Below are 22,887 nucleotides of genomic sequence, written 5' to 3'. Positions count from 1 at the left end.
GTGGCCAAGGAAGTCGCGGTGTCGGGCGTGACCGTCGAGGCCGCCGGGAACACCATCGTGCGGGACATCGGCTTCGAACTCGGCCGCGGCGAAGTCCTCGGCGTGGTCGGCGAATCGGGCTCCGGCAAAAGCACCCTCGCCCTCGCACTGCTGGGTTTCGCCCGCACCGGCGCGACCATCGCCGGCGGCCGGGTCGTGGTCGACGGGACGGACCTGCTTTCCTTGCCGCCCGCGGAATTGCGCCGCGCACGAGGCCGGAAAGTCGCGTACGTGCCGCAGGATCCGGCGACCGCGCTGAACCCGAGCCTGCGCGTCTCGACCCAGCTGACCGAGGGATTGGACCCGCCCGCGCTGGCCCGGGTGCGGCATTTGCTCGACACCGTCGGGCTGCCCGGCGACAAGGCGTTCCTGCGCCGCCGCCCGCGCCAGCTTTCCGGCGGCCAGCAGCAACGGGTCGCCATCGCGATGGCGATCGCCGCCGGTCCGCGGCTGATCGTGCTCGACGAGCCGACGACCGGGCTCGACGTCGCCACCCAGTCCCGGGTGCTCGACCTGGTGCGGGAACTGTGCCGGACCCGCGACCTGGCGGCGATCTACGTCTCGCACGATCTCGCGGTGGTCGCCGACATCGCCGACCAGGTGCTGGTCATGTACGGCGGCGAAGTGGCCGAACACGGCCCCGCTCGCGATGTCCTGACCCGCGCCGCGCATCCCTACACCCGTGCCTTGCTGGCGGCCGTGCCGTCCGCGACCGCCCGGCACCGGCTGGTCCCCATCCGCGGCCGGGCCCCCAGCATCGACGACCCCCGCCGTGGATGCGCCTTCGCACCGCGCTGCGACTACGCCACGACTGCTTGCGGCACAACGCATCCAGCGCTGCCGCGCGGACCTTCCGGAACCCTCGCACGGTGCATCCACGCGGACGAAGTCGCACGGAACGCCTTCACCGCACCACGTGCTCCCGAGCCGGAAGCACCTCCCGCGGACCTGCCCGCCCTGTTGTCGGTCTCCGGGCTGAACGCCAGCTACCACGGGCGACAGGTCGTCTTCGACGTCTCTTTCGACCTGCGGCCCGGCCAATGCCTCGCCGTCGTCGGCGAATCAGGCAGCGGCAAAACCACCATGTCGCGATGCCTGGCCGGGTTGCACCCCGAACAGCAGGGCGACGTGACCTTCGAAGGCAAGCCAGTCCCGCCCGCCGCTGCCCGGCGAGACTCCCGCACCCGGCGCGAACTGCAGTACGTCTTCCAGAATCCCTATGGCTCGCTCAGTCCACATCGGACAGTCGAGGACGGCCTGCTGGTCGCCCTGCGCCACTACTTCGGCGTGAACTCCCGCGACGGCCGCCGCCGCGCCCGCGCCGCGCTCGACCGCGTCGAAATCCCTTCGCGGCTGGCCGACCGCTACCCGTCGGAACTGTCCGGCGGACAACGCCAGCGAGTCGCCATCGCCCGGGCCCTGGTGTGCGAACCGAAACTGATCATCTGCGACGAGGTGACGTCCGCGCTGGACGTCTCCGTGCAGGCGTCCGTGGTGGAGCTGCTGCGCTCCCTGATGGACGACGGGCCGTCGATGATCTTCGTGACGCACAATCTGGCGGTGGTGCGCAGCATTTCGGACGAGGTCGTCGTGCTCAGCGAAGGCCGGGCAGTCGAGTCGGGACGGACTGACCGGGTGCTCGCGTCGCCGTCGCATCCGTACACCCGGAGCTTGCTCGCCGCGACCCTCGATGTGCCGGATCAGCTCGGGCCTACGCGGCGATAACGGATGTGGGTGGTCAGCGGCGAATGCAGCACCTCGACGGGCTCGAAACCGAACGACTCCACCCCGTCGAACATCCGCTCGCCGGAGCCGAGCAGGACGGGTGCGATGTCGAGAGTGAGCTCGTCGACCACCCCGGCGTTCAGCGCCTGCCGGACCGTCGAGGCTCCCCCGGCGATGTCCACGCCTTTGTCCCCGGCCGCCTCGCACGCTGCCGCGTAGGCGGCGTCGAAGCCGTCGGTGACGAAGTAGAACGTCGTCCCGCCGTCCATCTCGATCGGCTCGTGGCGATGATGAGTCAGAACGAAAACCGGCGCGTGATACGGCGGTTCGGAGCCCCACCAGCCGGACCACTTCTCGTCCCACTCGCCGCGGATCGGCCCGAACATGTTGCGCCCCATGACATACGCGCCGCGAGGCCGCATGAGCCACCCGCTCGCGGTCTGGTCGGCGTCGTTCGCCCGGGGGTCGCCGATGTGCCAGCCGTGCAGCTCCGCCCCCCGCTTCCCGAGCGGGTCCTCCCGGCTCTGCTCCGGCCCGGCGACGAAGCCGTCCAGCGAGATCGACATGTGACAGGTGGTCTCCGGCACGGCGAACCCTCCCGAGTGGTTGCGGTTTGCAAGCGGTTGGGAGGAACATAGCACCCAGGAGCCGTGAGCGCTACGCGTGCTGGCTCAGCCGGCCAGGTGGCGCAGGAACGTGGTCGTGCGATGCCAGGCGAAGTACGGCTCGGAGGCTTCCCGATGCGCCCCGCAGCGACGGCCGGCCAGGTGCTGCATGCGCAGTTTCAGGCTCCCGGCCGGAAGCTTGTCGAGCCGGACAGTCCGGATGCGGCCGGTGTCGCCGACGGTGACCCAGCCCGCCTCGTACAGGACGTCGCAGCCGAAACCGCAGGCGAGCATGGCGATGTCGCGCAGGTTCCGTCGTTCGGCATCGGTGCAGGCCGCACGTTTTTTCACGTGCGCGGCGACGAGGAACTCCAACGGGAACTCGTCGCCGCACAACGCACAGGGCGCGGTGTCGCGGCCGTCGGCGAGCAACCGGCGAAGACGAGTCTGTTCGGTCCGGACTTTGACTTGGGTTCGGACGTCCAGCTCTCCGAAGTGGGTGTCGGCTGCGTTGGGTTCGGCGGCGGAGCTGTCCAGCGTCAGCGTCGTCGGGGACTCGGCCCTGCTGACGTGCGGCAGGTTGGCCAGTACCGCCCCGACGAGAGTGCTCCGGTGACCTAGTTCGGCAACGGAAACCTCAAGTGTGCCTCGCGCGGCGAGCACGTCCAGCCCGTGCTGGATGTCGCGGAGAGGGACGGGCTGCCCTTCCGGCGACCGATCGGTGCCTACCAGCACCGACTTGTCGTCGACCTGGAGGATCTGGTTCTCCTTGCCGGTGGGAGTCGAGATCGTCTCGCCGGTGAGACCCCGGAGCAGTTCCTCCGCTCGCGGCAGGATTACCTTCGAGGCGGGCTCCGCGAGATCCGCCGTATCGTCCGGGGCCTCCAACCGCCCGCCGTCGGCCACCACGGAGAACTCCTCGTCCGTCTCAACACCATCGGCGTCACGCACGACCACGAGACCAGCCTTTCAGACCGGCCCAGCCGCCGGTGCCCGCGAGCACGATCAGAACAGCGAACCCACGCCGACCGCCGCGCACACCGACAGGAACAGCCCGCCCACCGCGAAGCCCAGGGGTTTCTGCCGCCACGCCGTGTGCCGGTCCAGGGAGTACCAGCCCGGTCCGGTCAGCAGCAGGGCCAGCGCCATCGCCGCGAGCGTCAGTTCCAGTTCGAATCCCGGGCCGGTGCTTCCGAACAGGCCGCCCGACCACTTCACCCGGACCGCGCTGATCGCCACGCCCAGCAGTCCGGCCGCGGCCAGCGGGGTCAGCAGGCCCAGCGCCAGCAGCACGGCGCCGGCGACCTCGGTGATTCCGGCCAGCCAGGTCAGGAACTCGATGTTGTGGCTGAAACCGTAGCCCCGCAACAGGTTCTCGAAGTGCTCCATCCCGGAGCCGCCGAACAGGCCGAAGACCTGCGTGAGCCCGTGCGCCCCCATCGCGACCGACAGCATCAGCCGCAGCACCAGCAGACCGAAGTCCAAGCCGCCATTCTCATCCGACCAACGGGACATGTTCGCCACGCCGGACACCCTAGCCATCCCGCGAGCCGGCCCCGGCGACCCATCGAACGTGTCGCGGAAAACGTCACGGCGCGGAGGCAGCGCCCTCCGGCAGATAGCTGTCCCGGAAACCGAACGCGCTCGGCGAAGGCCCCTTCTCCCGCAACAGTTCCAGCCGCTCGACGGCCTCCTCGACCGTCGGGATGTGCCCGGCGGGCACCCACCACAGCACCTGGAACGGGGCCTTCGGCAGTTCGAACCATTCCGAGCGGCGGCGCAGCATGTCCAGGTGGCCGCTGCGGTAGACGTAGTCCCACAAGGCGTCGCGGGTTTCCCAGACCGACATGTTCACCAGGACGTCGCCGCCGAGGGACGTCCGGATCGCGGTGGCGTCGTTGCCGCCGTCCTCGACCAACCGCCACACGAATCCGGGCGCGTTGTCGGCGACCTCGTTCAGCGTGTCGAGCATCGACGTGAAGCCGTGCATGCGGACGTCCGCGAGCGGGAATTTCAGGATGCCCACGTTGAGCTGGGCGAGGTGATGTTCCGTCACCCCTTCACCTCACCATCGCCGCGCCTTCTATGTCAACTCTCATTATTTTTAGAAACCTCGACGACGACGCAGCACAGCCCGGGACGCGGATCCAGGCGAGCCGTCAGGCCTTCGGCGTCTTCGAGCAGCCCTTCAAGCAGCGCCAGGTTCATGCCGCACACCAGCCCCGGATGCCGCTGCGACAGAACATGGAAGGGGCAGTTGACGAGGCGGAGGACGTCGTCGTCCAGACGGGGCTCGTAGCCGCGGGCGGCCAGCAGCTCCTTCGCCGCGGCGAGGTCTTCGACCGGACCCGCTGCGGCCCGCCCCTCCCGCCGGGCCGCGGCCTGCAATTCGGCGTCCAGCCGGGCGACCTCCGCGACCTCGGCGAGCAGATCGGCGGCGGTGCGGTAGTCGCGCGCCGGGACGGAGAACTGCCGCTCGGCGCCGGACCGCCGGTAGAGCTTCGCCGGACGACCGGCGCCCGGGCCCGAGCGTCCGCCCAGCCGTTTGCTTTCCGTCTCCAGCAGTCCCGCGTCCACGAGTTTGTCGAGGTGGAACGCGGCGAGAGTGCGCTGGATCCCGGCCCCCTCGGCCGCTTCGTTTCGGCTCACGTCGTGGTCCTGGGAAACCACGTAGTCGTACAGCCGCCGCCGCACGGGGTCCTGCAGGACGGCGATCGCCTCGATGTCTTCCACGCCGCCAGTCTAAGAACAACGAGGATGCGCGTTAGAGGAACCGGGCTAGGCCCCGCCCCTCGCCGGGCTCCGGCGGGCGGCAGCCGACCGCGGCGGCTCGGCGCGCATGTGGTCGCGGACGCGGGCCATGATGCCGCCCAGCGCGTCCAGGTCCGAAGTGGACAGTGGGGCGAACAGCAACCGGCGGACGACCTCGACGTGCCCGGGAAGCACTTTCGCGACCAGCTCCTGGCCCGCCTCGGTGATGCCGACGACGGTGGCCCGCTGGTCGTCCGCACTGGGACCGCGGGTGACCAGACCCGCCTTTTCGAGCAAGCCCGCCTGATGAGTCAGGCCGCTGCGGCTGTAGACGACGCCGTCGGCCAGCTCCGTCATCGTCAGCCGCCCGTCGGAATCGGCGAGCCGGGCGAGCAGTTCGAACTGCACGTAGCTGAGGTCGCCCTCGGCCCGCAGCTGCCGCGTGACGGCGTGCTGCAGCAGGCTCACGGCCTCCATCAGCGAGAAGTAGGTCGTGAGCTGCTCGGGCTCCAGCACGTCCGCCATGCCGTCAGTCTAGTTGCTTCGAAGTCGAATCATTGTGGCCGCCCTCACTTCCCCGGGACTTTGCTTCGACATCGAAGCATACTCGTCCTCAGCTTGCTTCAACTTCGAAGCACCTTACGGAGGATGTCATGAAAGCAGTGCGCTACCACCGTTACGGCGGAACCGAAGTCCTGGCACTGGAAGAGGCCGAGCAGCCGGCGCCCGCCGAGGGGCAGGTGCTCGTGCGGGTGGCCGCCACCTCGTTCAACCCGGTCGACCTCGGAATCCGCGCGGGCGGCCTGCAGGAGGTGTTTCCCTTGGCGTTCCCGCACATTCCGGGCATCGAGGTCGCCGGGACGATCGCCGAGCTGGGTCCCCGGGCCGACGGTCGCCAGGTCGGCGACGCGGTCGTGGCCTTCCCGCCGATGAACGCCGACGGTGCGGCCGCCGAGTACGCCATCGTTCCCGCCGACGGGCTGGCCGCCGCCCCGAAGACAGTCGACCTGCCCGACGCCGCCGCGCTGCCGGTCGGCGGATTGACGGCCTGGCAGGCGCTCTTCGACGACGCTCGCCTGCGAGCGGGCCAGACGATCCTGATCAACGGCGCGGGCGGGACGGTCGGCGGCTTCGCCGTTCAACTCGCCCGTCAGGCAGGCGCGACCGTCACCGCGACCTCGAGCCCCCGCACCGAAGAACTTCTCCGCGGCTACGGAGCCGACCGGATCATCGGGCACCTCGACTTCGCTTCCGGCACCCCCGTCGCCGACGGAGGACCGTTCGACGTCGTGCTCAACCTCGTGCCCACCACTCCGGAGGAGACCGCGGCGCTCACCGGGCTGGTCGCCGACGGTGGGACGCTGGTCAGCACCACCACTCCCCCGCCGGAGAACCCCGGCCGCGGGATCCGCACGGCGCGGGTGTTCGTCGTCAGCAACGCCGAGCAACTGGCCGAACTCGTCGAGCGCGTCGACGCGGGGACGTTGCGGATCACTGTCGCCGACCGGCGGCCGCTGGAGGATCTCCCGGCTGTGCACAAGGAAGCAGCCTCGGGACGACTCGTCGGCAAGACCGTCCTCATTCCCTGAAAGTCCGGTTCGAGCGCTGGGAGGACCCCGCCTTCAGCGCTCGAACCGCACAGGCTCAGTTCCGGGCCTTCGCCAAACCAGCCGGAGTCGCACCGAGCCACCAACGCGGGTCCGCCGTCCCCTCCGTCGTGCGGCCGTCGCGGTGGCCGAAGAACCGTTCATCCCGCCCGGGCGTGTCGAACTCCCCGTCCAGACCGCGCGTCAGCCACTCCGCGCCGAAGGCGAAGACCTCCGCCGCAGTTCCGCCCAGCGGGTGGAATTCGTCTTCGTAGACCCGCATTTCCTTGGGCGCACGGATCTTTTCGTAAGTCTCGAGCGCGCTCTCCACCGGCGTCAGCTCGTCGAACTCGCCGATGCCGAGCAACACCGGGCGACTGATACCCGCCACGAGGTCGCCCAGCGGCATCTTTTCCTTGAGGTCGCGGTCGAACGAAGTCTCGTCGGCGTAGCCCGCCATGTACATGTAGTTGTTCTTGAAGCTCGGCTGCGCCCGTTCGAAGATCGTCTCGAAATCGCCGGCCACCGCTTCGAACGCGGCCACCGCGCGCAAGCGGGTCCCCGGCGACGCCGCGGCGCGCAATGCCCAATAACCGCTCATGCTGATGCCGAACATGCCGATCCGGTTCTCGTCCACTTCGGACAGACCGGCGAGATATGCCGCGTAGGTTTCGAGGGCGCGTTCGTAGTTGTCCAGGGTCACGGTCAGCCCGCGCGTCCGGCTCTCCCCCTGACCCGGCCCCTCGACGGACAGCGCCACGACTCCGCGCGAGGTGTAGTAGCGCTCGGCCGCGAAAATGTAGTCCTCCTTGATCATGTCCATGCCGGGGCCGAGAATCACCGCCGGGGCACCGGAAACCGGCTGCGCCGGCAGGTGCAGGAGACCGAAGATCTTGCCGCCTTCGAAGTCCAGTTCGACCCGGCGGACCGTGTCGCCGCGAAGTTCTCCCAGCCGCGCCACGCACGAATCGCAGCGCTCGCGGAACTTCGCCTTGCGCCCGTCGCCGGAATCGAAGATCGAGTACTGCGCGCGGCCGTACATCACCGCCGCCCGCAGGTACAGGTCCGACGCCGTCCTGCGGTAACCGAGCCGTTCGTGGTGTGCGGCCCGTTCTTCGGCCTGACCAGCGACCACCGCCCACGCCTTCGGCAGCATCGCCCCGGCCCGCACCATCGCGAACACCTTGTCGAAGTCGGCGTGATCGTGCCCGAGCTGTTCGAGCGTGCCCTTGCCTTCCGGGTGCAACGCGTCGAACCCGTCCCGCGCCAGTGCGATGTCCAGGGCCCAGCTCTGCCCGGCCGACCGTGTCGCCATGCTCGCCTCCTCAATTAGCTAAGTACTTAGCTACTGTGCCACGGCTAGACTCCGCCCGGCAAGGAACGCGGCCGGCACCACAGGAGAGCGAACCGATGGGCGACGAGGCGATCACCCGGCTGGCGCGAGCCGCCTACCGGCTCAGCGCGGCCGATTCCCGGCTGCGCGGCCGCGCGACCCGCAGCGCCGAAGCCCTTTCGCTCGCGCACGCCCGCGCGCTCAAAAGCCTCGCCGAACACGGGCCGATGACGGTCAACCAGCTGGCCGGGCACGTCGAGACGACCGGAGCCGCGGTCACCCAGCTCGTCAACGGCCTCGCCGGAACCGGCTACGTCACGCGCGAACGAGCCGCCTCCGGGGACCGCCGCACGTCGATCGTCGCGTTGACCGACGCGGGCCGTCGACGGCACGAGGAGCGGGAGGAGGTCCTCGCCGCCGGTCTGCGCGAGCTGACCCAGGACCTCGACGAGCACGCGATCGACGCCGCGGGCACGGTCCTCGACCGATTGGCCGCGCTCTACGACCGTCTCTGACGAGCAAGTCAAGCTCTATCACCTGATTGAAACGGCTGATAGAGTCCGCGCCATGGGCACCGGAGCCGCGCGGGTCCCCGCCAGTCGCGGGGCAGCGACCGAGCAGCGCCTGATCGCCGCCGCGGAACGGCTTTTCGCCGAACAAGGCGTCGGGGCGGTGTCGTTGCGGACCGTCATGCAGGCGGCGCGGACGAACGTCGCGGCGATCCACTACCACTTCGGCTCCAAGGAAGGGCTGCTCGACGCGGTCCTGCGCAGCCGCCTCGGCCAGGTGACCGGCGAGCGGAACGCGGTGCTGCGGGAATTCCCCGAGAAGGACGTCACCGCGCACGAGCTGGCCCGCGCGTTCGTGCAGCCGGTGGTCGCGGTGCTCGAATCGGGCGGCGAATGCTGGATCCGGCTGGTCGGCCGCCTGCTGGCGACCGGCGGCGACGGGCTGGACGCGGTCGCCGAATCGTTCTTCGAGCGCAACGCCGCGTTCGTCGAACTGCTGGACCGGCTGAGCCCGGGCGTCCCCCGCCGGACGCTCGATTTCCGGCTGTCCCAAGCGATGACCGTGACGCTGAACGTCCTCGGCGACGTCGGCCGCACCCGCCGCCTGCACGGCCCGGACGCGGCGGACTGGACCACCGGCCAGCTCGTCGACGACCTCGTCGACGTCGTGACCTCCGTACTCGCCGGCCCGCCCGGGGCCCGCCGCAGGAAGTGAGGAACCGATGGGAACCAACCAGCGAGCGCAGATCGAGATGACGCCCGGGGAGGTGTCGGCCTACCTTTCCGCCCAGCGCACCGCGACACTGGTGTCGCTCGGCCCCGGCGGGCATCCGCACGCGGTCGCGATGTGGTTCGCGGTCCTCGACGGCGTGCTGTGGTTCGAGACGAAAGCCAAGGCGCAGAAGGCAGTCAACCTGCGCCGCGATCCGCGCGTCACGGTGCTGATCGAGGACGGCCTGACCTACGACGTCCTGCGCGGCGTCTCGCTGGAAGGACGGGCCGAGGTCGTCGACGATCCGGACGCGCTCTGGGCGGTCGGGGTCGGCATCTGGGAGCGTTACCACGGCGAGTACACCGACGAGGTGAAGCCGATGGTGGAATTCATGCTGCGCAAGCGGGTCGCGGTCCGCGTCGGCGTGGAGCGGATCCGTTCGTGGGACCACCGCAAGCTCGGGCTGCCCCCGATGCCGCTCGCCGGATCGACCGCCGCGCAGCGCCCGCCCGCCCGCTGACGCGTCCGCCCCGCCAGGAGGTCGCGATGGGACGCTTTTCCCTTCCCGCACAGGCGCCGAAAGGCCTGGACTCGCCGGTGACCGCGGCGATGATGAAGCACATGGCCAGAATCCAGGTCAAGGTCTTCACCCTGACCGGCGGCCGGATCGGCAGCAAATGGCGCGTCGGAGCCGGCTTCCGCAAGCCGGTGCCGACGCTGCTGCTGGAACACCGCGGCCGCAAGTCCGGCCGGCTGTTCACCACCCCGCTGCTGTACCTGCGCTCCGGCGACGACCTCGTCATCGTCGCCTCCCAGGGCGGTCTGCCCCAGCATCCGCAGTGGTACTTCAACCTGCTCGCGGACCCGGAAGCCCGCGTGCGGCTGAAAGGCCACCGCGATTTCCCGGTCACGGCGCGCGTCGCCCCGGCGGGCGAACGGCGCGAATTGTGGCCGCGGCTGGTCGATCTCTACGCGGACTTCGCGAAGTACCAGGACTGGACGGACCGCGAGATCCCGGTGGTGGTGCTCACCCCACGCGGGACGGCGCGCGGCTGGTGAACCGGAACTCGACGGCGACCGGAATGTCGTCCAGCTCCAGCGCTTCCTTGAGCCGCGGCAGGCTTTCCCCGGTGATGCGGCCGCGGATCTCGCCGAGGTCCACGTCCTGGTCGCAGGTGACGATCAGGGCCAAGGCCGGATTGTCGCGCGACCCGGCGAGCGACGCGCGAGCCTGGTGCACGCCGGGATAGCCGCGCAGCTCTTCGGTGAACGGGGCGACCGCGGTGTCGGCGTGCAGTTCGGTGCGGCCGCGGGCGGGATCGGATTCGAACCTCCACAACGTGGTCCGCGGCCGGTGCGCGAGCTGGGCGAGCAGCCAGCGCAGAGCGAGCAACCCCGCCGCTATCGCCGCCGCGGCGATCACGTAGAACGCCCAGGTGGGCGGCTCTCCGGTGCCCGGCACGATCGGCGCCTCGGGGTTGACGAGCCGCAGCACGCGGAAGTGGGTGGCCAGCCCGAATCCGCCCGCGGCGAGCAGCACGAGACCGATCACCGCGAGCAGGAAGCGATTGAGCGCGGCCGGGCGGTTGACGCTGGTCATGACGCCTCCTTGGTGGCACGGACCCGCACCGACACCGCGGGCCGCCGGGCGGGCGCGATGCGGTCCAGGCGGGACTCGACGGCGGCACGGACGGCGTCGGCCAGCCCGTCGGTCCGCGTGCGCGCGGTTTTCACCCGCACCTTGACCTTGCGCGGACCGGTCGAGAGCCGGGCTCGCTCGACGCCGTCCACATTCGCCGCCGCCGTCCGCAACGCGGTCCGGTAACCCGCGGTCTCGGCGCCGGAATCCGGGTCTCCCGTGAGCGGGAGGATCCGGCGTTTGCCGGGCAGGAGCGCAGCCCACAGCAGCACCAGCCCGACGACGGCGACCGCGCCCGAGATCAGCGCCGGGACGAGACCGGTCCACCGCGCGTCGTGGACGCCCTCGGCGACCGCGCGATAGTCCAGCCACGGCTGATGCCCGGTGAGCCGCTGGATGGCCGCGACCGCGATCAAGACGCACACGGCCAGCAGCGCACCGGCGGTCAAGCTCGCCGGAAGAGACCGGCGGGTACGGCGTTTCACTCGATCCTCCTCCGCCCGGCGGCCTCGGCGTGCAAGGCCGTCACTGTGATGCCGACGCGGCTGACCGGCATTCCGGTCAGCTCCTCGACGCGCCCGCGCAGATGCTCGCGGACCCGTTCGGTCGTCGCGCCGACCGGGGCCGGGTACTCCAGCGAGATCCGCACGTCCAGCTCCACCTCGCCGCCCGCGATCCGGACGGCGGTTTTCGCCGACCGGTCCAGCGCCTCACCGCCGAGGCTGATCCCGAGCGCACGCCCGGCGGACCCGCCCACCCGGTCGATCTCGCTCGCCACGTGGGCGGCCAGCCGCTCGACGGCGTGCTCGCTGATCGTGAGGCTCCCTCGCTCCTCCGGCGCGGTCGTGGCCGCGCCCTCCATCGCGACAGCCACGGCTCAGCCCCGGTCGCGGCCGGTGAGCTGCGAAAGGTCGAGCTTGCCGTCCAGCAGGCGGCCGACGAGCAGTCCGACCGCGCCCAGCACGAGGACCAGCAGAAACGCGCCGAACCCGCCGATCGCGGCGGCTATGCCCAGCGCGAGGCCGGTGATCAATCCCAAAGCAGTCGCGTTCACGACACCGTCTCCTTCCGGTTTTCTGACTCGGTTTCCGCCGGCGCCGGCTCTTCGACATCGGCGATGAGCACGTGCACCGGGCGGCCGGGCGACGCGACGGCCGCGCGCACCGCGGCCGCCACGTCCCCGGCGGAGAACGGGGCCCGGACCGTCACCCCGACGGTGACGTCCTCCTCGGTCACCCGCACCCCGCTCACCCGGCCGCCCGCGCCGAGCGTCGAGACCCGGCCGAACTGCCCGCCGTGCACGTCCGCCACTTCCGGCAGCTCCCGCACGGCGGCGGCGATCCGGCCGGCCTCCGCAAGCAGATTCATCGCACCCGACCTCCGTCGCCGGGCACGCCGGTCGCCCGGCGGCCCGCGAGCTTCGCGGCCTGACCGGCCCGGCCGTCGTGCACCACCGGCGGCTTCCGGGCGGCGGCGGCGATCCGGCCAGCTTCCGCGGACACGTTCAGCGCCCCCGAACGCCGCCCGGCGCGACCGCCCACGCCCGTCCCGCTGCCCCGCACCACCGGCGTCCGGGCCGCCGCGAGCACGCTCACTGCACCCGGCCGCTGTCGCCGGACGCGTCCTCCCCCTCGTCGTCGGACGGCAGGTGCAGGTCGCCCACGTTGATGTTGACCTCGACCACCTCGAGCCCGGTCATCCCCTCGACCGCGCTGATCACGTTCCGCCGGATCGAGCGCGCGACCTCCGCGATCGCGACGCCGTACTCGACCACGATCTGCAGGTCCACCGCGGCCTGCTTCTCCCCCACCTCGACCGAGACGCCCTGCCCGGCCGACGCCGTCGCGCCCGGGATCCGCTCCCGCAGAGCCGAGAACGCCCGCGCCGCGCCGCCGCCGAGGTCGTAGACCCCGTGGATCTCGCGCGTCGCCAGCCCGGCGATCTTCTGCACCACCACGTCCGCGACGGTGGTCGTGCCCTGCGAACTGGTCAGCGGTCCCGCGTTGACCTTCTCCACGTCCTGGGACTTGGCCGCCGCGTCAGTCGTCGAAGCCATCGTTTCTCCTCCAGTCGTTTCCCGTTGTTCAGTTCATCGGTACGACTCGGGCGCGGCCCAAAAATCACTCCCCGATCGAGTGGCGACGATCACATCATCGGGTGAGTGCCGGTTTTGCCTTCGCGGTTTCTTTACGCTTGACGCATTCTCGCGTTCGTTGTTCGGCGACAAAGGAGGGCATTCATGTCCATGGGCGACAAGATCGGCGCCAAGGCAGACGACTTCGGCGGCAAGGCCAAGGAAGCCGCCGGTTCGCTGACCGGAGACGAAAAGCTCGAGAACGAAGGCAAGGCGGACCAGGCGAAGGCCGGGATCAAGGAAGCCGCCGAAAACGTGAAAGACGCTCTCGGCGACGCCGCGGGCAAAGTCAAGAACGCGCTGAAGAAAGACTGACTCTTCGCAGTGAGCACGCGGGGCCCCGGCACGACGACGGGGCCCCGCTTCGCTTTTCAGCCGGTCAGCGCACCTGTTTCAGCACATTCTCGACCGCTGCGACCACCACGTCCGGCCGATCGAGCGGGACGTCGTGGGAGCTGTGCTCAGCGGTGACCAGGGTCCGGTTCGGAGCGGCGTGCGTGAAGTCTTGCTGGGCCTGTCGCCACAACTGTGCGTCCTCGGGAACCGGAAACGGCGTCTCGGCGGACACGATCACGGTCGCGGGAATGCCGGGCGGCCACGTCAGCTCGTGGTACGCCGCGTGCACCGGCCCGTAATCGTCGGCTTGGGCGAGCAGCTGACGTGTCTTCCGGGTGGACGGCGCTTTCTTGAGATCTTCGATCTGCTTCTTGTTCAGCGCCACCAGCTTCGCGGTCTCGCCCGGGGTGAAGAACTGCGGCAGAGCGGCATCCACGAGCACCGCCCCCGCGACCCGCTCCGGGCGGCTCCGGGCGAAGGAGAAAGCGACTTCGCCGGCCAGTGAATGCGACACCAGGATCACGCGATCAGAGGCGCCTAATCGCGTCAGCCCGGCGGCAAGGTCGGCGGCCGCGTTGTCCGCTCGCCACGGGCCGGGCGATTCGTCGCTTTTGCCTTCCCCTGCCCGGTCGTAGGCGATGACCTCGGATCCGGTCCTCGCCGCGAGTTCCGGAGCGACCTTGCCCCATTCCGACGAATCCATCCCGCCGCCCGCGTCGAGCACGATGGCGGGCGACCGGCCTGGCGTGACGGAAAACGCCATGGTGCGGCCGTTGACCGGCACCAGACGCAACTCGGCCGACGGAGGATCCGCATCGGCATTGCACGAGGCCAGCCCGCCCGCTGCGACCGCCACAGCCGCCACGGCGACGAGAGACCGGCGGAGTCCTCCCCTCCGAGCACCGGAAACAGCCACCGAATCCCCCTCCGCACACCAGGAACAGCGCTCCACATGTCCTTTGTGGACAAATGAGCCCGATCCACCCCAGCATCGCGAACAACCCGGTCGGGCGCGATACCGCTGGCTGCCCAAGCGCGGTAGGGACAACCCCACCCAGCGGCTCCCTCAGGACCGCTCGCCCCGGGAATCCCCGAGAGACAACGAACGCTCCCCGGCCCCGGCCCGTCGTTCGGCCAGGTCTTTCTCCACCGCCGGGTAGATCCGCTCCAGCCGGTAAGCCCAGAACAGGACGATCAGCAGCACGAACAGCACCATCGGCACGTACACGAACAGCGCGTTGATCGCGGCCAGCGCCGAATCCGGCTGGGTGCGGTTCAGGCCGTTGTAGCCCGCCGCGCCCATGACCCAGCCCAGCACGGCCGCGCCCAGGCCGTAGCCGAGTTTCTGGCCCATGCTGCCCGCGCTGTAGAGCACGCCTTCCAGCCGGCGCCCGTTCTTCCATTCGCCGTACTCGATGGTGTCGGGGAGCATGCCCCAGATCGCGCCGAAGATCGGGACGCGCCCGACGCCGCGCAGGATCGAACCGGTGACCGCCAGGGTCATGTTCGTCGGGTCGATGGCGATGACCAGGGAACCCGCCACGAAGACCGCCGCGCCGGCGATCATCGGGGCGATCTTGCCGAAGCGGTTGTACACCGGCTGCATGAACAGCATTCCGAGCAGGGCCGGAATGTAGAGCATGAACGACATCAGCGCGGCGAATCCGGCGTTGCCGAGGAAGTACTGGGCGAAGTAGGCCGTCGCCCCGGTGTAGAGCGATTCCGCCACGCTGAACACGATGAAGATCGCGAACAGCAGCAGCCAATAACGGTTCCGTGCCGCGAGCTTGAGCGCCTCGGCGATCCCCGGCTGGTCCTGGGGCGGCGCGGTGTCGACGATGCGCTCCCGCGTATTGCGGAAGGTGACGAAGAACAGCACCGCCGCGAGCGCGCCGAACAGGCAGAACGTGATGATCCACGCCCGCTGGCCGCCGCCGAGCGCACTCACCAGGGGCAGCGTGAGGACGGTGACGACCAGCGAGCCGAGGGTGGCGCCGAACATCCGGGTGACGTTGAGCCGGGACCGTTCGGTGAAGTCCCGCGTCATCCGGGTGTTCAGCGTTCCGTACGGGATCACCGCCGCGCTGAGGACGATGTTCATCAGTGCGTAGGTGATCGCGATGTACACCAGCGTCGGCGTCGGTTCCATGCCCGGCACGGTGAACACCAGGATCAGCGCGACGGCGAACGGGGCCGCCGCCCACAGCACCCAGGGGCGCGCCTTGCCCCAGCGGGTCGACGTCCGGTCGACGATCGCGCCCATCCCGACGTCGACCACGCCGTCGAACAGCCGCGCGACGAGCACGATGGTGCCGACCGCCGACGCCGCCGCCCCGATCACGTTGGTGTAGAAGAAAACCACGTAGGTGGCCAGCGCGCCCCAGGCGATGTTCGTGGCCAGATCGCCGCCTCCGAAGGAAAGACGTTCCTTCCAGGTCACCGTGGCGAATTCGTCGCTGCGTGCGCTCATCGTCGAGCGTCCCTTCGGATCGGGGAGGGTCGGGGCGGGGGTCAGTGCTGGGTCGCGGCCAGGAGTTCGTCGGCGAGCGCGGCCAGGTCGAGCTCGTTCGCGCGTTCCACCTCGGCGACGGCGGCCTCGTCGATCGCCTCGATCCCCCGGTAGGCGCCGGCGATCGCGGCCGCCATGCAGCCGATGGTGTCGCTGTCCCCGCCCGCGTTGGCGGCCAGCCGCGCGACCCGCACCGGGTCTCCGCCCGCGGCGACGAAGAACCCGAGCGCGGCGGGCACCGCCTCGGCGGCGGGCAGGCCGACGCCGATCTCCCCGGCGATCAAGTCGATCGCGTGCTCGTCGTCGCGAGCCGTGATCGCCAGCGCGACCGCGCGCTCGATCCGCCGTTCGACCGACGCGCCCGGCACGTCGCGGCCTTCGGTCCGGCCGAGTTCGGCGCCGGCCCGCGCGCCGTCCACGGCGGCGCGGACGATGTCGACGATCTCGGCTCCGGGAGTGCAAGCCCGCGCGACCGCGGCGGCGACGGCCGCGGCACCCGCGACGCCGGGCGGCGTGTTGTGGCTGGGCACGCAGGTGGTGAACGCCGTCCGGACAGCCGCTTCCGGGTCGCCGTGGTGGAACAGCCCGACCGGGCCGACCCGCATCGCCGCGCCGTTGCTGGCGCCCTGGGTCATGATCGTCCCGGTCCGGCCGACTTCGCGGGGGTCTTCGCCGCGTTCCAGCCGGGCGATGGCCTCGCGGGTGGTCGGCCCGGCGAAGTGCGGGAAGTAGTTCTCGTTCTTGGACCATTCGATCAGCAGTTGCGCCATGTCGCCGGGGCTCAGCGCGGCCCCGGTGCGGGCGAGCAGCCGGGTCAGCAGGATCATCTGGCTGGAGTCGTCGGTGATCTGCGCGGCGGCGCGGCCCTTGGCGTAGGGCGCGCCGGGGAGCGGGGCGTGGAATTCGGTGACGTAGCCGCCGAACGCGGCGCGGATCTGGTCCCGGCTCAGTTCCTCGGTCGGCGCGCCGAGCGCGTCGGCCAGGCAGGCCGCGGCGAGACTGCCGTGGATCTTGGAACGCAGCACAGAATTCAACTCGGTTACCTCTCAGTCGTGATGGTGATCAGGTCGTCGGGCCACTCGCCGCGCCGCGAGCCGGACAGATAGGTGCGGCCGCCGACGGCGGTGACGCAACGGGTCGCCTGGACCACGGCTCGGCGAAGGCTTTCGCTCACCGCGGCCCCAGCGAGCAGCGCGCCCAGGAACGCCCCGGCCAGCGCGTCCCCGGCGCCGGTCGTGTCGACGGCGGTCACCTCGCCGCGCAATCGCGCGCGATGCACCACGCCGTCGCGGTCCAAAGTGGACGCACCGTGCGCGCCTTCGCTGAGGATGACGAGTTCCGCGCCCAGCTGGATCAACCGCTGGGCGGCGTCGTGCGGGGTGGGCGCGAGTTTGGCCGCCGAGGCGGCGTTCAGGAAGACGATGTCGCTGAGCCCGAGCAGCCGCGCGAACTCCGGCTGCTCCGGCTCGAACGCGTCCGGTTCGAGGTCGACGGCTACCCGCGCTCCGCGTTCCCGGGCGAGTTCGGCGACGGCAGCCGCCCACTCGAGATCGTCGGCCAGCGGCGCGACGAGGTCCGCGCCCGCCAGGACCGACGCGTCGATCTCCTCGATCGCCGGGACCTTGATCCCGGTGTCGGCGCCGGTCAGCGCCTTCTCCCCGCTCGCGTCGAGCTGGACGAAGCACATCCAGGTCGGATGCGCGAGGTCGCGCAGGGAATGCTCGACCGACACCCCGAGCCGGGTCAGTTCGGCCAGCGCGGCGTCGGTGTCCGGCCCGGCCCCGGTCTTCGTGATCAAGTCGACCGCGACGCCGTGCCGCGCGGCCGCGGCGGCGAGGTTGGCGCTCATCCCGCCCCCGCAGACGCCGGACAGGGAGCCGATGGCCTTGTTGTCGTTGCCCGCGATGTGCGGGACTTGGACGAAGTAGTCGATGCTCGCGTCCCCCACGACGACGAGCCGCGGCAAGGTGCGCATTGCTCAGCGCTCGCTTCTGAGGTCGATGTCGAGGTGGTAGCGATCGCCGCGCAGGATGTAGCGGGTGAACTCCACCGGACGCTGATCCGCGCCGAACGACGTGCGCTCGCGCAGCATCGCCGCGACACCGGGTTCGACCTGGAGCCGTTCCGCCTCCGCGGTCGAAAGGTTCACCGCGCTGACCCGTTCCCGCGCGTGCGTGGGCTGCGCGTCGCGGCCGGAGAGGAAGGCGTACAGCGAATCCCCGGTGAACTCGGCGAAGTCTATTCCGGGCTGTTGCACCAGATAGTGGTCGAGGAAGACGAACGGATCGTCGCCGATCCAGTAGCGCCGCTCAATGTGGCTCACAGTGTCGCCGGGTTCGAGATCAAGCGCTTCGGCCACGGCGGCGTCGGCGCTTTCCTCGGCATTGCTGAGCAATTCGGGCCGGATCGCGAAGCCGCGCTGCCGAAGCTCGCGCCCCAGACCGAGCATCGGGCTCATCGCCCGGATCTCGTTCGACGCGACGATGCTGCCCCGGCCATGGAACCGCTCCACGAGGCCGAGCCGCTGCAGCTCCTGGAAGGCGCGCCGCACGGACGTCTGGGACACCCCGTACCGCGCCCGGAGCTGGCTCTCGGACGGGAGCCAGTCCCCCGGCTTCAGCTTGCCGCTCAGGATGTCGCGCTGGATCTCGCCCTGGATCGTGCGATAGAGCGGCGCACGGCTTGGTCGACCGGTCATGCAACTTAGTGTACTAAGTGTGTCAACTAGCTCGACAGGCAGGCACCGACTCGAAGGACGCTGCTTGGACCGGTCAGACGCTCAGCGGAGGACCGGTCCAAGCCCCTGACGGCTGAGGTCGAGGCGCGATGACGCACCGGAAACGACCTGGCAAGCCCATGCTTCTCATCGCGCCCTGCGCCATTGCCGGTGCCGCGTGCACCCGGCCAAGTGCGTAATTGGTTCCAAATGCAAGGCACCACTCGCACCGGGCGCATGGACCGCGCTGCAGGACGGCGCGACCGTCGAGGACGCCGTCAACGCCGATGTCCTCGACGGCTTCTGCAGCTCGATCAAGGCTTTCGAACGTGTCTACCGAGGCGGACGCACCCAACCCGGGGCCTGCTGGTGAGCTTGCGGCCCCGGGGCGGCCGAGCACGACCGCGGCCACACCGTCGCCCCCGGGTTCTTTCCCTTGCGCATTACGGCGTTTCCCCCGCGGAGTCCACTTCGGAACACCCCCGCTCCGGTATAGTCGGGCCAATGCGAACCCCTCCCTCCCCCGATTCCGGATCCGCGCCGGATCCGGCTCGGGTGCTCGGGGCGCGAGTGCGCGAACTGCGGCGCGGCCGCGGGCTGACGCTGAAGCAAGTCGGCGAGGTTTCCCGCCTGTCGCACGCTTTTCTGAGCCAGTTCGAGCGCGGGCTGGCCGCCGCGAGCGTCAGCACGCTGCAGCGGATCGCGGTCGCGCTGGACACCACGGTGTCGGCCCTTCTCGCCGGGCCCGCGGAGCAGGGCGTGGGATTGCTGCGGGCCGACGAGGGAATGGTGATGCCCGGGACCGAAATCCCGACCGGGTCCACGGCGCGGGCGCTGTCGCGGGCGGGTTTTCCGGTGCAGCCCATCGAATACACCGGCGGCCCGGCGGAGTTCGGCGAGTATTTCGAGCACGTCGGGCAGGAGATGCTGTATGTCGTCACCGGGCGGATCGAGCTGGATTTCGCCGACGGGCGCCGCGAACAGCTGGGCGAGGCCGACGTGGCGACCTACCCGGGGTCGCGGCCGCACCGCTGGCGCAGGCTGGGCGACGAACCGGTCCGGGTCCTGCTGATCAACGCCGGGGAATGACGACGGGCCGCGCGGCCCGGGAGCCGCGCGGCCCGAAAACTGCTCAGCGCAGCAGCGGCACGACCTGTTCGGCGAAGCGCCGCATCTGCTCGGCGGCCATGTCGTAGGTGTGCCCGGGGAAATGCGGGAACACCACCAGGTGTTCGAGGCCGAGCGTGTCCTTGTGGTGCTGCACGATCTCGGCCACCTCCTCCGGCGTGCCGACCGCCCAGCACTTCTGTTTCGTGGACTGCTCCAGCGTCGGCACCAGCCCGGCCGGCGCCCGGTTGCCGTCCTCGCCCTGGTAACCGCTGCTCCAGCCGAACGGCGCGAGCAGATTCCAGAACTCGTCGTGCCCGATCCGCCCGGTGCGCCAAGCCTCTTCGTGCGTATCGGCCACGTGCATGGGCAGCACCAGAATGCGGTTCTGCCCCGGTGCCAGCTGGACGCCGTGGCGCTGTTCGTACAGCTCGCCGTAGCGCTCCCACTGTTCGCGGATGTACCCGTGATACTGGTTCCACCACACGCATCCGTGGCCGACTTCGGCGGCGTAGTCCAGGGTCGGCGGGCTGGTGACCGCCTGCCAGATCTCGACCGGATGCAGCGGGCCCGGCACCAGCGTCAGCGTGTCGGCCTCGTGGTCCGGGTCGCGGTTGTCCGGTGGCGGAAGCTCGAAGAACTTTCCGTGGTACGAGAAGGTTTCCTGACTCAGTGCCGTGCGCACGATGTCCATGTACTCGGCGAAAACCTCGCGGTTGTGCGCGTCGATGACCTTGCGTTCCTCGCTGGACGACAGCACTCCGATATCGGCCTGGTGCGCGGTGAGGCTGCGCAATTCGCGAGAGACCGTGCCCCGGCCGACGCCGAGCACCGCGCGTCCGCCGGAGAGATTGAGCAGACTGCTGAAGTCCTCGGCCAGCCGCAACGGATTCCACTGCGGCACGATGCTGAACATCGAACCCAGCTGGATCCGCTCGGTCCGGGCAGCCAGATGCGCTTCGAGCATCATCGCGTTCGGCACGACCTCGTAGCCCTCGTGCTGGAAATGGTGCTCTGCCAGCCAGTAGCTGTCGTATCCCAGCTCCTCGGCCAGCACGCCCATCCCGACCAGCCGCTCGTGCGCGTGCCACACCTGCTCGCGGGTGGCGCGGCGCCGCGCGGCGGGCACCGGGTTTCCGGCCAGCACGTCCGGCATCTCGACCGAGCCGAAGAAGAACACACCGTGCCGCACAGGGCCTCCATCCCGCCCGGCTCGGCCGGGCTGTGAGCAGACGCAAAATGTAACTAATATCAACACTGTGCGGCTCGACCTGCGGGGTGTCAAGCCCAAACAGGCCCTTGACATCTTGGGAAGGCGCAGCGCAGGCTGTGGCAGCAGTGTTACCTATATCAACATGGGCCGGTGAATCCGCCGCAGGGGGTTCTTCCGCTGGAGGACAGATGGTCAAAGACGCCCACGCAGTCCGCGCACCCGCCGTATCCGTCGAACACCACGGCGTCGAAAGGATCCCCGACGACCAGCGCCACGGTTCGCCGCGCTCCGCGTTTTCCCTGTGGTTCGCGGGGAATCTGCAGTACTCGGCGCTCGCGGTCGGCGCCATTCCCACCGCGTTCCTCGGCCTCGGGTTCGGCGAAGCCGTCCTCTCGCTGGCCATCGGCATCCTGATCGGCAGCGTGCTGCTGGGCTTCGCCGCCTCGATGGGGCCCCGCGCCGGGGTGCCGCAGATGATCCAGTCGCGGATTCCGTTCGGTTATTACGGCAATTTCCTGCCGGTGCTGCTCCTGTGCCTGACCGGCCTCGGCTACTTCGCGGTGAACACCGTGCTCGGCGCCTACATCGTCCGCGAACTGTTCGGGCTGCCGTTCCTGGTTTCGCTCGTCGCGGTGGCGGCGGTGCAGATCGTCATCGCGATCGTCGGGCACGATCTGGTGCACCAGGCCGAACGCTTCCTCGCGATCGTCGCGTCCGTGCTGTTCGTGATCCTCACCTGGTACGGCCTGGCGAAAGGCGATCTCGCCGCGTCCGGCGACGTTCTGCACCGGGGCGCGGGCGGGGTCGCCGGGGGCATGCTGACCACCGTCGCGCTCGCTTCGACCAGGACGTTCGGCTGGTCGATCGGCGGTTCGGACTACACGCGCTATCTGCCGCGCGACACGTCGCGGCGCCGAGTGCTGCTCGCGGCGTTCTCCGGCGCCTCGCTGGCCGGGCTGTGGATGGCGGTCGTCGGGGCCGCGATCGGCACCGTGATCTCGGTCGACAGCCCGACCGACCTGGTGGCGAAGCTGATCCCGTCCGGGCTGGCCGCTGTGATCCTCGTGGCGCTGCTGGCGGCCTCGATCTCCGGCAGCGTGCTGGACATCTACACCGCCTCGCTGGGCTTGCTGATGGTGGGCGCCGGGGTGCGCCGCTGGATCTCCGCGGTCATCATCGGCGTGCTGGGGACCGCGGTCGGTTTCGTCGCCGGGCACAACGCCGGGTCGGTGTTCGGCACCTTCCAGAATTTCCTGTTCCTGATGGGCTATTGGATCGGTCCCTGGCTGGGGATCGTCGTCGTGGACACGCTGGTCTTCGGCCGCCGGGAGATCGACCCGCAGCGGTATTTCGACCGCACCCGGCGGGTCCGTCCCGGCCTGGCGGCGTTCGTGCTCGCCATAGCGGTCTCGGTGCCGTTCATGGACCAAAGCCTTTACACCGGCGCGTTCGCGGCCCGCTTCCCGCAGTTCGGCGACCTCACCCCGTGGGTCGCGGGCGCGGCGGCCGCCTTGGCCTACTACCTCATCCGACGCTACCGAAAGGCCGACGAGTGACGAAACAAGCGCTTGGCCCGTTGAAGTACGGCGCGACGGTCCAGCCCTGGGGCAGAGGAGCCGCGGCGGGCGGCTTCGTCTTCCTCAGCGGAATCGACGGCGTGACCGACGAGCACGGCCGGCCCGCCCGCGGCGTCGCCGCGCAGACCCTGGTCACGCTGAACCGCGTGCACCGGCTGCTCGCCGACGCGGGTGCGGAATTCGAGGACATCGTGCAGTTCGACCAGTTCCTCGCCGATCCTGCCGACCGCGCGGACTACATGCGGGTGCGCGACGAATGGCTCGCCGAGCACGCGCCGAAGCTGCTGTCCGAGCGGTCGTATGCGTCGCTGCTGATCTACCCCGCGCTGGCCACCCCCGAGATGCGGGTGGAAATCCGGGCCGTCGCCTATCTCGACGCCTGAGGGAAGGGAATTC

General features: G+C 70.0%; 30 protein-coding genes. 10 read left to right on the top strand and 20 right to left on the bottom strand.

The genetic code is table 11. The annotated features are described in order from the left end of the window. On the top strand, window positions 1-1,764 hold the full coding sequence (locus ACZ7SW_RS19345; protein WP_470231782.1) for a dipeptide ABC transporter ATP-binding protein: 1,764 nt from the start codon (window positions 1-3) through the stop codon (window positions 1,762-1,764). On the opposite strand, the gene ACZ7SW_RS19340 is transcribed toward ACZ7SW_RS19345, so the two are convergent. The 6 genes from ACZ7SW_RS19340 to ACZ7SW_RS19315 form a co-directional block, all read right to left on the bottom strand. Beyond that, on the bottom strand, window positions 1,740-2,330 hold the full coding sequence (locus tag ACZ7SW_RS19340; protein ID WP_470231995.1) for a dihydrofolate reductase family protein: 591 nt from the start codon (window positions 2,328-2,330) through the stop codon (window positions 1,740-1,742). The genes ACZ7SW_RS19345 and ACZ7SW_RS19340 overlap by 25 nt on opposite strands. A 105-nt stretch (window positions 2,331-2,435) precedes the next feature. Further along, complete coding sequence (locus tag ACZ7SW_RS19335; RefSeq protein WP_470231781.1) at window positions 2,436-3,320, bottom strand: hypothetical protein; 885 nt, start codon at window positions 3,318-3,320, stop codon at window positions 2,436-2,438. A gap of 54 nt (window positions 3,321-3,374) precedes the next feature. After that, window positions 3,375-3,884, bottom strand: coding sequence for a DoxX family membrane protein (locus ACZ7SW_RS19330; RefSeq protein WP_470231994.1), 510 nt, complete (start codon window positions 3,882-3,884; stop codon window positions 3,375-3,377). 73 nt (window positions 3,885-3,957) lie between these two features. Further along, on the bottom strand, window positions 3,958-4,425 hold the full coding sequence (locus ACZ7SW_RS19325) for a DUF3291 domain-containing protein (protein WP_470231780.1): 468 nt from the start codon (window positions 4,423-4,425) through the stop codon (window positions 3,958-3,960). A 32-nt stretch (window positions 4,426-4,457) separates the two neighbouring features. Then, window positions 4,458-5,102 (bottom strand): helix-turn-helix transcriptional regulator, encoded by a 645-nt coding sequence (locus tag ACZ7SW_RS19320; RefSeq protein ID WP_470231779.1) that lies wholly within the window; start codon window positions 5,100-5,102, stop codon window positions 4,458-4,460. A gap of 45 nt (window positions 5,103-5,147) precedes the next feature. Beyond that, window positions 5,148-5,645, bottom strand: coding sequence for a MarR family winged helix-turn-helix transcriptional regulator (locus tag ACZ7SW_RS19315; RefSeq protein ID WP_470231778.1), 498 nt, complete (start codon window positions 5,643-5,645; stop codon window positions 5,148-5,150). A 128-nt stretch (window positions 5,646-5,773) separates the two neighbouring features. Between ACZ7SW_RS19315 and ACZ7SW_RS19310 the strand changes: the two genes are divergently transcribed. After that, on the top strand, window positions 5,774-6,709 hold the full coding sequence (locus tag ACZ7SW_RS19310) for an NADP-dependent oxidoreductase (protein ID WP_470231777.1): 936 nt from the start codon (window positions 5,774-5,776) through the stop codon (window positions 6,707-6,709). A 55-nt stretch (window positions 6,710-6,764) separates the two neighbouring features. Here ACZ7SW_RS19310 and ACZ7SW_RS19305 read toward each other — a convergent pair whose 3' ends face one another. Further along, window positions 6,765-8,021 carry an alpha/beta hydrolase gene (locus ACZ7SW_RS19305; protein WP_470231776.1) on the bottom strand — a complete coding sequence of 419 codons (1,257 nt, stop codon included), beginning with the start codon at window positions 8,019-8,021 and terminating at the stop codon, window positions 6,765-6,767. Window positions 8,022-8,116: 95 nt separating this feature from the next. Here ACZ7SW_RS19305 and ACZ7SW_RS19300 point away from each other — a divergent pair, with 95 nt between their 5' ends. From ACZ7SW_RS19300 to ACZ7SW_RS19285, 4 genes are read left to right on the top strand one after another with little or no spacing between them, the layout of a single operon-like run. Next, on the top strand, window positions 8,117-8,554 hold the full coding sequence (locus ACZ7SW_RS19300; RefSeq protein WP_470231775.1) for a MarR family winged helix-turn-helix transcriptional regulator: 438 nt from the start codon (window positions 8,117-8,119) through the stop codon (window positions 8,552-8,554). Between the two features lie 52 nt (window positions 8,555-8,606). Then, on the top strand, window positions 8,607-9,263 hold the full coding sequence (locus ACZ7SW_RS19295) for a TetR/AcrR family transcriptional regulator (protein ID WP_470231774.1): 657 nt from the start codon (window positions 8,607-8,609) through the stop codon (window positions 9,261-9,263). Window positions 9,264-9,270: 7 nt separating this feature from the next. Then, entirely contained in the window at window positions 9,271-9,780 is a 510-nt protein-coding gene (locus ACZ7SW_RS19290; protein WP_470231773.1) for a pyridoxamine 5'-phosphate oxidase family protein, read from the top strand. 26 nt (window positions 9,781-9,806) lie between these two features. Further along, a complete protein-coding gene (locus ACZ7SW_RS19285; RefSeq protein ID WP_470231772.1) occupies window positions 9,807-10,319 on the top strand; it encodes a nitroreductase family deazaflavin-dependent oxidoreductase in 513 nt (170 codons plus the stop codon). Here ACZ7SW_RS19285 and ACZ7SW_RS19280 read toward each other — a convergent pair. Genes ACZ7SW_RS19280 through ACZ7SW_RS19250 form a run of 7 tightly spaced genes read right to left on the bottom strand, consistent with a single transcriptional unit; the run spans window position 10,288 to window position 12,955 of the window. After that, on the bottom strand, window positions 10,288-10,860 hold the full coding sequence (locus ACZ7SW_RS19280; RefSeq protein WP_470231771.1) for an Asp23/Gls24 family envelope stress response protein: 573 nt from the start codon (window positions 10,858-10,860) through the stop codon (window positions 10,288-10,290). The genes ACZ7SW_RS19285 and ACZ7SW_RS19280 overlap by 32 nt on opposite strands. Continuing rightward, window positions 10,857-11,384 (bottom strand): DUF6286 domain-containing protein, encoded by a 528-nt coding sequence (locus ACZ7SW_RS19275; protein ID WP_470231770.1) that lies wholly within the window; start codon window positions 11,382-11,384, stop codon window positions 10,857-10,859. The genes ACZ7SW_RS19280 and ACZ7SW_RS19275 overlap by 4 nt, the downstream gene beginning before the upstream one ends. Then, the gene (locus tag ACZ7SW_RS19270; protein ID WP_470231769.1) at window positions 11,381-11,773 is read right to left on the bottom strand and encodes an Asp23/Gls24 family envelope stress response protein; all 393 of its coding nucleotides are present in this window, start codon (window positions 11,771-11,773) and stop codon (window positions 11,381-11,383) included. The genes ACZ7SW_RS19275 and ACZ7SW_RS19270 overlap by 4 nt, the downstream gene beginning before the upstream one ends. Window positions 11,774-11,776: 3 nt before the next feature. After that, a complete protein-coding gene (locus tag ACZ7SW_RS19265) occupies window positions 11,777-11,953 on the bottom strand; it encodes a hypothetical protein (RefSeq protein ID WP_452079972.1) in 177 nt (58 codons plus the stop codon). Continuing rightward, window positions 11,950-12,267, bottom strand: coding sequence for a hypothetical protein (locus ACZ7SW_RS19260; protein ID WP_470231768.1), 318 nt, complete (start codon window positions 12,265-12,267; stop codon window positions 11,950-11,952). The genes ACZ7SW_RS19265 and ACZ7SW_RS19260 overlap by 4 nt, the downstream gene beginning before the upstream one ends. Beyond that, a complete protein-coding gene (locus ACZ7SW_RS19255; RefSeq protein ID WP_470231767.1) occupies window positions 12,264-12,494 on the bottom strand; it encodes a hypothetical protein in 231 nt (76 codons plus the stop codon). Before ACZ7SW_RS19255 ends, ACZ7SW_RS19260 begins: the two co-directional genes overlap by 4 nt. Further along, window positions 12,491-12,955: an Asp23/Gls24 family envelope stress response protein gene (locus ACZ7SW_RS19250; RefSeq protein ID WP_470231766.1), complete on the bottom strand. Its 465-nt coding sequence runs from the start codon at window positions 12,953-12,955 to the stop codon at window positions 12,491-12,493. Before ACZ7SW_RS19250 ends, ACZ7SW_RS19255 begins: the two co-directional genes overlap by 4 nt. Before the next feature lie 183 nt (window positions 12,956-13,138). Here ACZ7SW_RS19250 and ACZ7SW_RS19245 point away from each other — a divergent pair, with 183 nt between their 5' ends. Continuing rightward, on the top strand, window positions 13,139-13,348 hold the full coding sequence (locus tag ACZ7SW_RS19245) for a CsbD family protein (protein WP_037812879.1): 210 nt from the start codon (window positions 13,139-13,141) through the stop codon (window positions 13,346-13,348). A gap of 64 nt (window positions 13,349-13,412) precedes the next feature. On the opposite strand, the gene ACZ7SW_RS19240 is transcribed toward ACZ7SW_RS19245, so the two are convergent. The 5 genes from ACZ7SW_RS19240 to ACZ7SW_RS19220 form a co-directional block, all read right to left on the bottom strand. After that, entirely contained in the window at window positions 13,413-14,225 is an 813-nt protein-coding gene (locus ACZ7SW_RS19240) for an alpha/beta fold hydrolase (RefSeq protein WP_470231765.1), read from the bottom strand. 210 nt (window positions 14,226-14,435) lie between these two features. After that, window positions 14,436-15,839 (bottom strand): MFS transporter, encoded by a 1,404-nt coding sequence (locus ACZ7SW_RS19235; RefSeq protein ID WP_470231764.1) that lies wholly within the window; start codon window positions 15,837-15,839, stop codon window positions 14,436-14,438. A gap of 41 nt (window positions 15,840-15,880) precedes the next feature. After that, window positions 15,881-16,903, bottom strand: a complete 1,023-nt coding sequence (locus tag ACZ7SW_RS19230) for an ADP-ribosylglycohydrolase family protein (RefSeq protein WP_470231993.1) — start codon at window positions 16,901-16,903, stop codon at window positions 15,881-15,883. A 14-nt stretch (window positions 16,904-16,917) separates the two neighbouring features. Continuing rightward, complete coding sequence (locus ACZ7SW_RS19225) at window positions 16,918-17,853, bottom strand: carbohydrate kinase family protein (protein ID WP_470231763.1); 936 nt, start codon at window positions 17,851-17,853, stop codon at window positions 16,918-16,920. A gap of 3 nt (window positions 17,854-17,856) precedes the next feature. Next, window positions 17,857-18,576, bottom strand: coding sequence for a GntR family transcriptional regulator (locus tag ACZ7SW_RS19220; RefSeq protein WP_470231762.1), 720 nt, complete (start codon window positions 18,574-18,576; stop codon window positions 17,857-17,859). A gap of 522 nt (window positions 18,577-19,098) precedes the next feature. Here ACZ7SW_RS19220 and ACZ7SW_RS19215 point away from each other — a divergent pair. Beyond that, window positions 19,099-19,683: a helix-turn-helix domain-containing protein gene (locus ACZ7SW_RS19215; protein WP_470231761.1), complete on the top strand. Its 585-nt coding sequence runs from the start codon at window positions 19,099-19,101 to the stop codon at window positions 19,681-19,683. Between the two features lie 43 nt (window positions 19,684-19,726). On the opposite strand, the gene ACZ7SW_RS19210 is transcribed toward ACZ7SW_RS19215, so the two are convergent. Continuing rightward, window positions 19,727-20,893 carry an LLM class flavin-dependent oxidoreductase gene (locus ACZ7SW_RS19210; protein ID WP_470231760.1) on the bottom strand — a complete coding sequence of 389 codons (1,167 nt, stop codon included), beginning with the start codon at window positions 20,891-20,893 and terminating at the stop codon, window positions 19,727-19,729. Window positions 20,894-21,102: 209 nt separating this feature from the next. On the opposite strand from ACZ7SW_RS19210, the gene ACZ7SW_RS19205 reads away from it, so the two are divergent. Together ACZ7SW_RS19205 and ACZ7SW_RS19200 are read left to right on the top strand one after the other, a co-directional pair. Then, window positions 21,103-22,470: a purine-cytosine permease family protein gene (locus ACZ7SW_RS19205; RefSeq protein WP_470231759.1), complete on the top strand. Its 1,368-nt coding sequence runs from the start codon at window positions 21,103-21,105 to the stop codon at window positions 22,468-22,470. Continuing rightward, window positions 22,467-22,874: a RidA family protein gene (locus tag ACZ7SW_RS19200; RefSeq protein ID WP_470231758.1), complete on the top strand. Its 408-nt coding sequence runs from the start codon at window positions 22,467-22,469 to the stop codon at window positions 22,872-22,874. The genes ACZ7SW_RS19205 and ACZ7SW_RS19200 overlap by 4 nt, the downstream gene beginning before the upstream one ends. Window positions 22,875-22,887 lie beyond the last annotated feature (13 nt).

The sequence above is a fragment of the Amycolatopsis sp. NPDC114484 genome, assembly GCF_055633755.1.
This window is presented reverse-complemented; position numbering and strand designations above follow the sequence as displayed.

Excerpts from the sequence above, each read along its gene's own strand:
- ACZ7SW_RS19295 (WP_470231774.1), top strand. The coding sequence starts at position 8,607 with ATGGGCACCGGAGCCGCGCGGGTCCCCGCCAGTCGCGGGGCAGCGACC.
- ACZ7SW_RS19290 (WP_470231773.1), top strand. The coding sequence starts at position 9,271 with ATGGGAACCAACCAGCGAGCGCAGATCGAGATGACGCCCGGGGAGGTG.
- ACZ7SW_RS19225 (WP_470231763.1), bottom strand. The coding sequence starts at position 17,853 with ATGCGCACCTTGCCGCGGCTCGTCGTCGTGGGGGACGCGAGCATCGAC.
- ACZ7SW_RS19340 (WP_470231995.1), bottom strand. The coding sequence starts at position 2,330 with ATGTCGATCTCGCTGGACGGCTTCGTCGCCGGGCCGGAGCAGAGCCGG.
- ACZ7SW_RS19250 (WP_470231766.1), bottom strand. The coding sequence starts at position 12,955 with ATGGCTTCGACGACTGACGCGGCGGCCAAGTCCCAGGACGTGGAGAAG.
- ACZ7SW_RS19315 (WP_470231778.1), bottom strand. The coding sequence starts at position 5,645 with ATGGCGGACGTGCTGGAGCCCGAGCAGCTCACGACCTACTTCTCGCTG.
- ACZ7SW_RS19280 (WP_470231771.1), bottom strand. The coding sequence starts at position 10,860 with ATGACCAGCGTCAACCGCCCGGCCGCGCTCAATCGCTTCCTGCTCGCG.
- ACZ7SW_RS19215 (WP_470231761.1), top strand. The coding sequence starts at position 19,099 with ATGCGAACCCCTCCCTCCCCCGATTCCGGATCCGCGCCGGATCCGGCT.
- ACZ7SW_RS19300 (WP_470231775.1), top strand. The coding sequence starts at position 8,117 with ATGGGCGACGAGGCGATCACCCGGCTGGCGCGAGCCGCCTACCGGCTC.
- ACZ7SW_RS19235 (WP_470231764.1), bottom strand. The coding sequence starts at position 15,839 with ATGAGCGCACGCAGCGACGAATTCGCCACGGTGACCTGGAAGGAACGT.
- ACZ7SW_RS19285 (WP_470231772.1), top strand. The coding sequence starts at position 9,807 with ATGGGACGCTTTTCCCTTCCCGCACAGGCGCCGAAAGGCCTGGACTCG.
- ACZ7SW_RS19310 (WP_470231777.1), top strand. The coding sequence starts at position 5,774 with ATGAAAGCAGTGCGCTACCACCGTTACGGCGGAACCGAAGTCCTGGCA.
- ACZ7SW_RS19330 (WP_470231994.1), bottom strand. The coding sequence starts at position 3,884 with ATGTCCCGTTGGTCGGATGAGAATGGCGGCTTGGACTTCGGTCTGCTG.
- ACZ7SW_RS19220 (WP_470231762.1), bottom strand. The coding sequence starts at position 18,576 with ATGACCGGTCGACCAAGCCGTGCGCCGCTCTATCGCACGATCCAGGGC.
- ACZ7SW_RS19205 (WP_470231759.1), top strand. The coding sequence starts at position 21,103 with ATGGTCAAAGACGCCCACGCAGTCCGCGCACCCGCCGTATCCGTCGAA.
- ACZ7SW_RS19245 (WP_037812879.1), top strand. The coding sequence starts at position 13,139 with ATGTCCATGGGCGACAAGATCGGCGCCAAGGCAGACGACTTCGGCGGC.
- ACZ7SW_RS19260 (WP_470231768.1), bottom strand. The coding sequence starts at position 12,267 with ATGAATCTGCTTGCGGAGGCCGGCCGGATCGCCGCCGCCGTGCGGGAG.
- ACZ7SW_RS19305 (WP_470231776.1), bottom strand. The coding sequence starts at position 8,021 with ATGGCGACACGGTCGGCCGGGCAGAGCTGGGCCCTGGACATCGCACTG.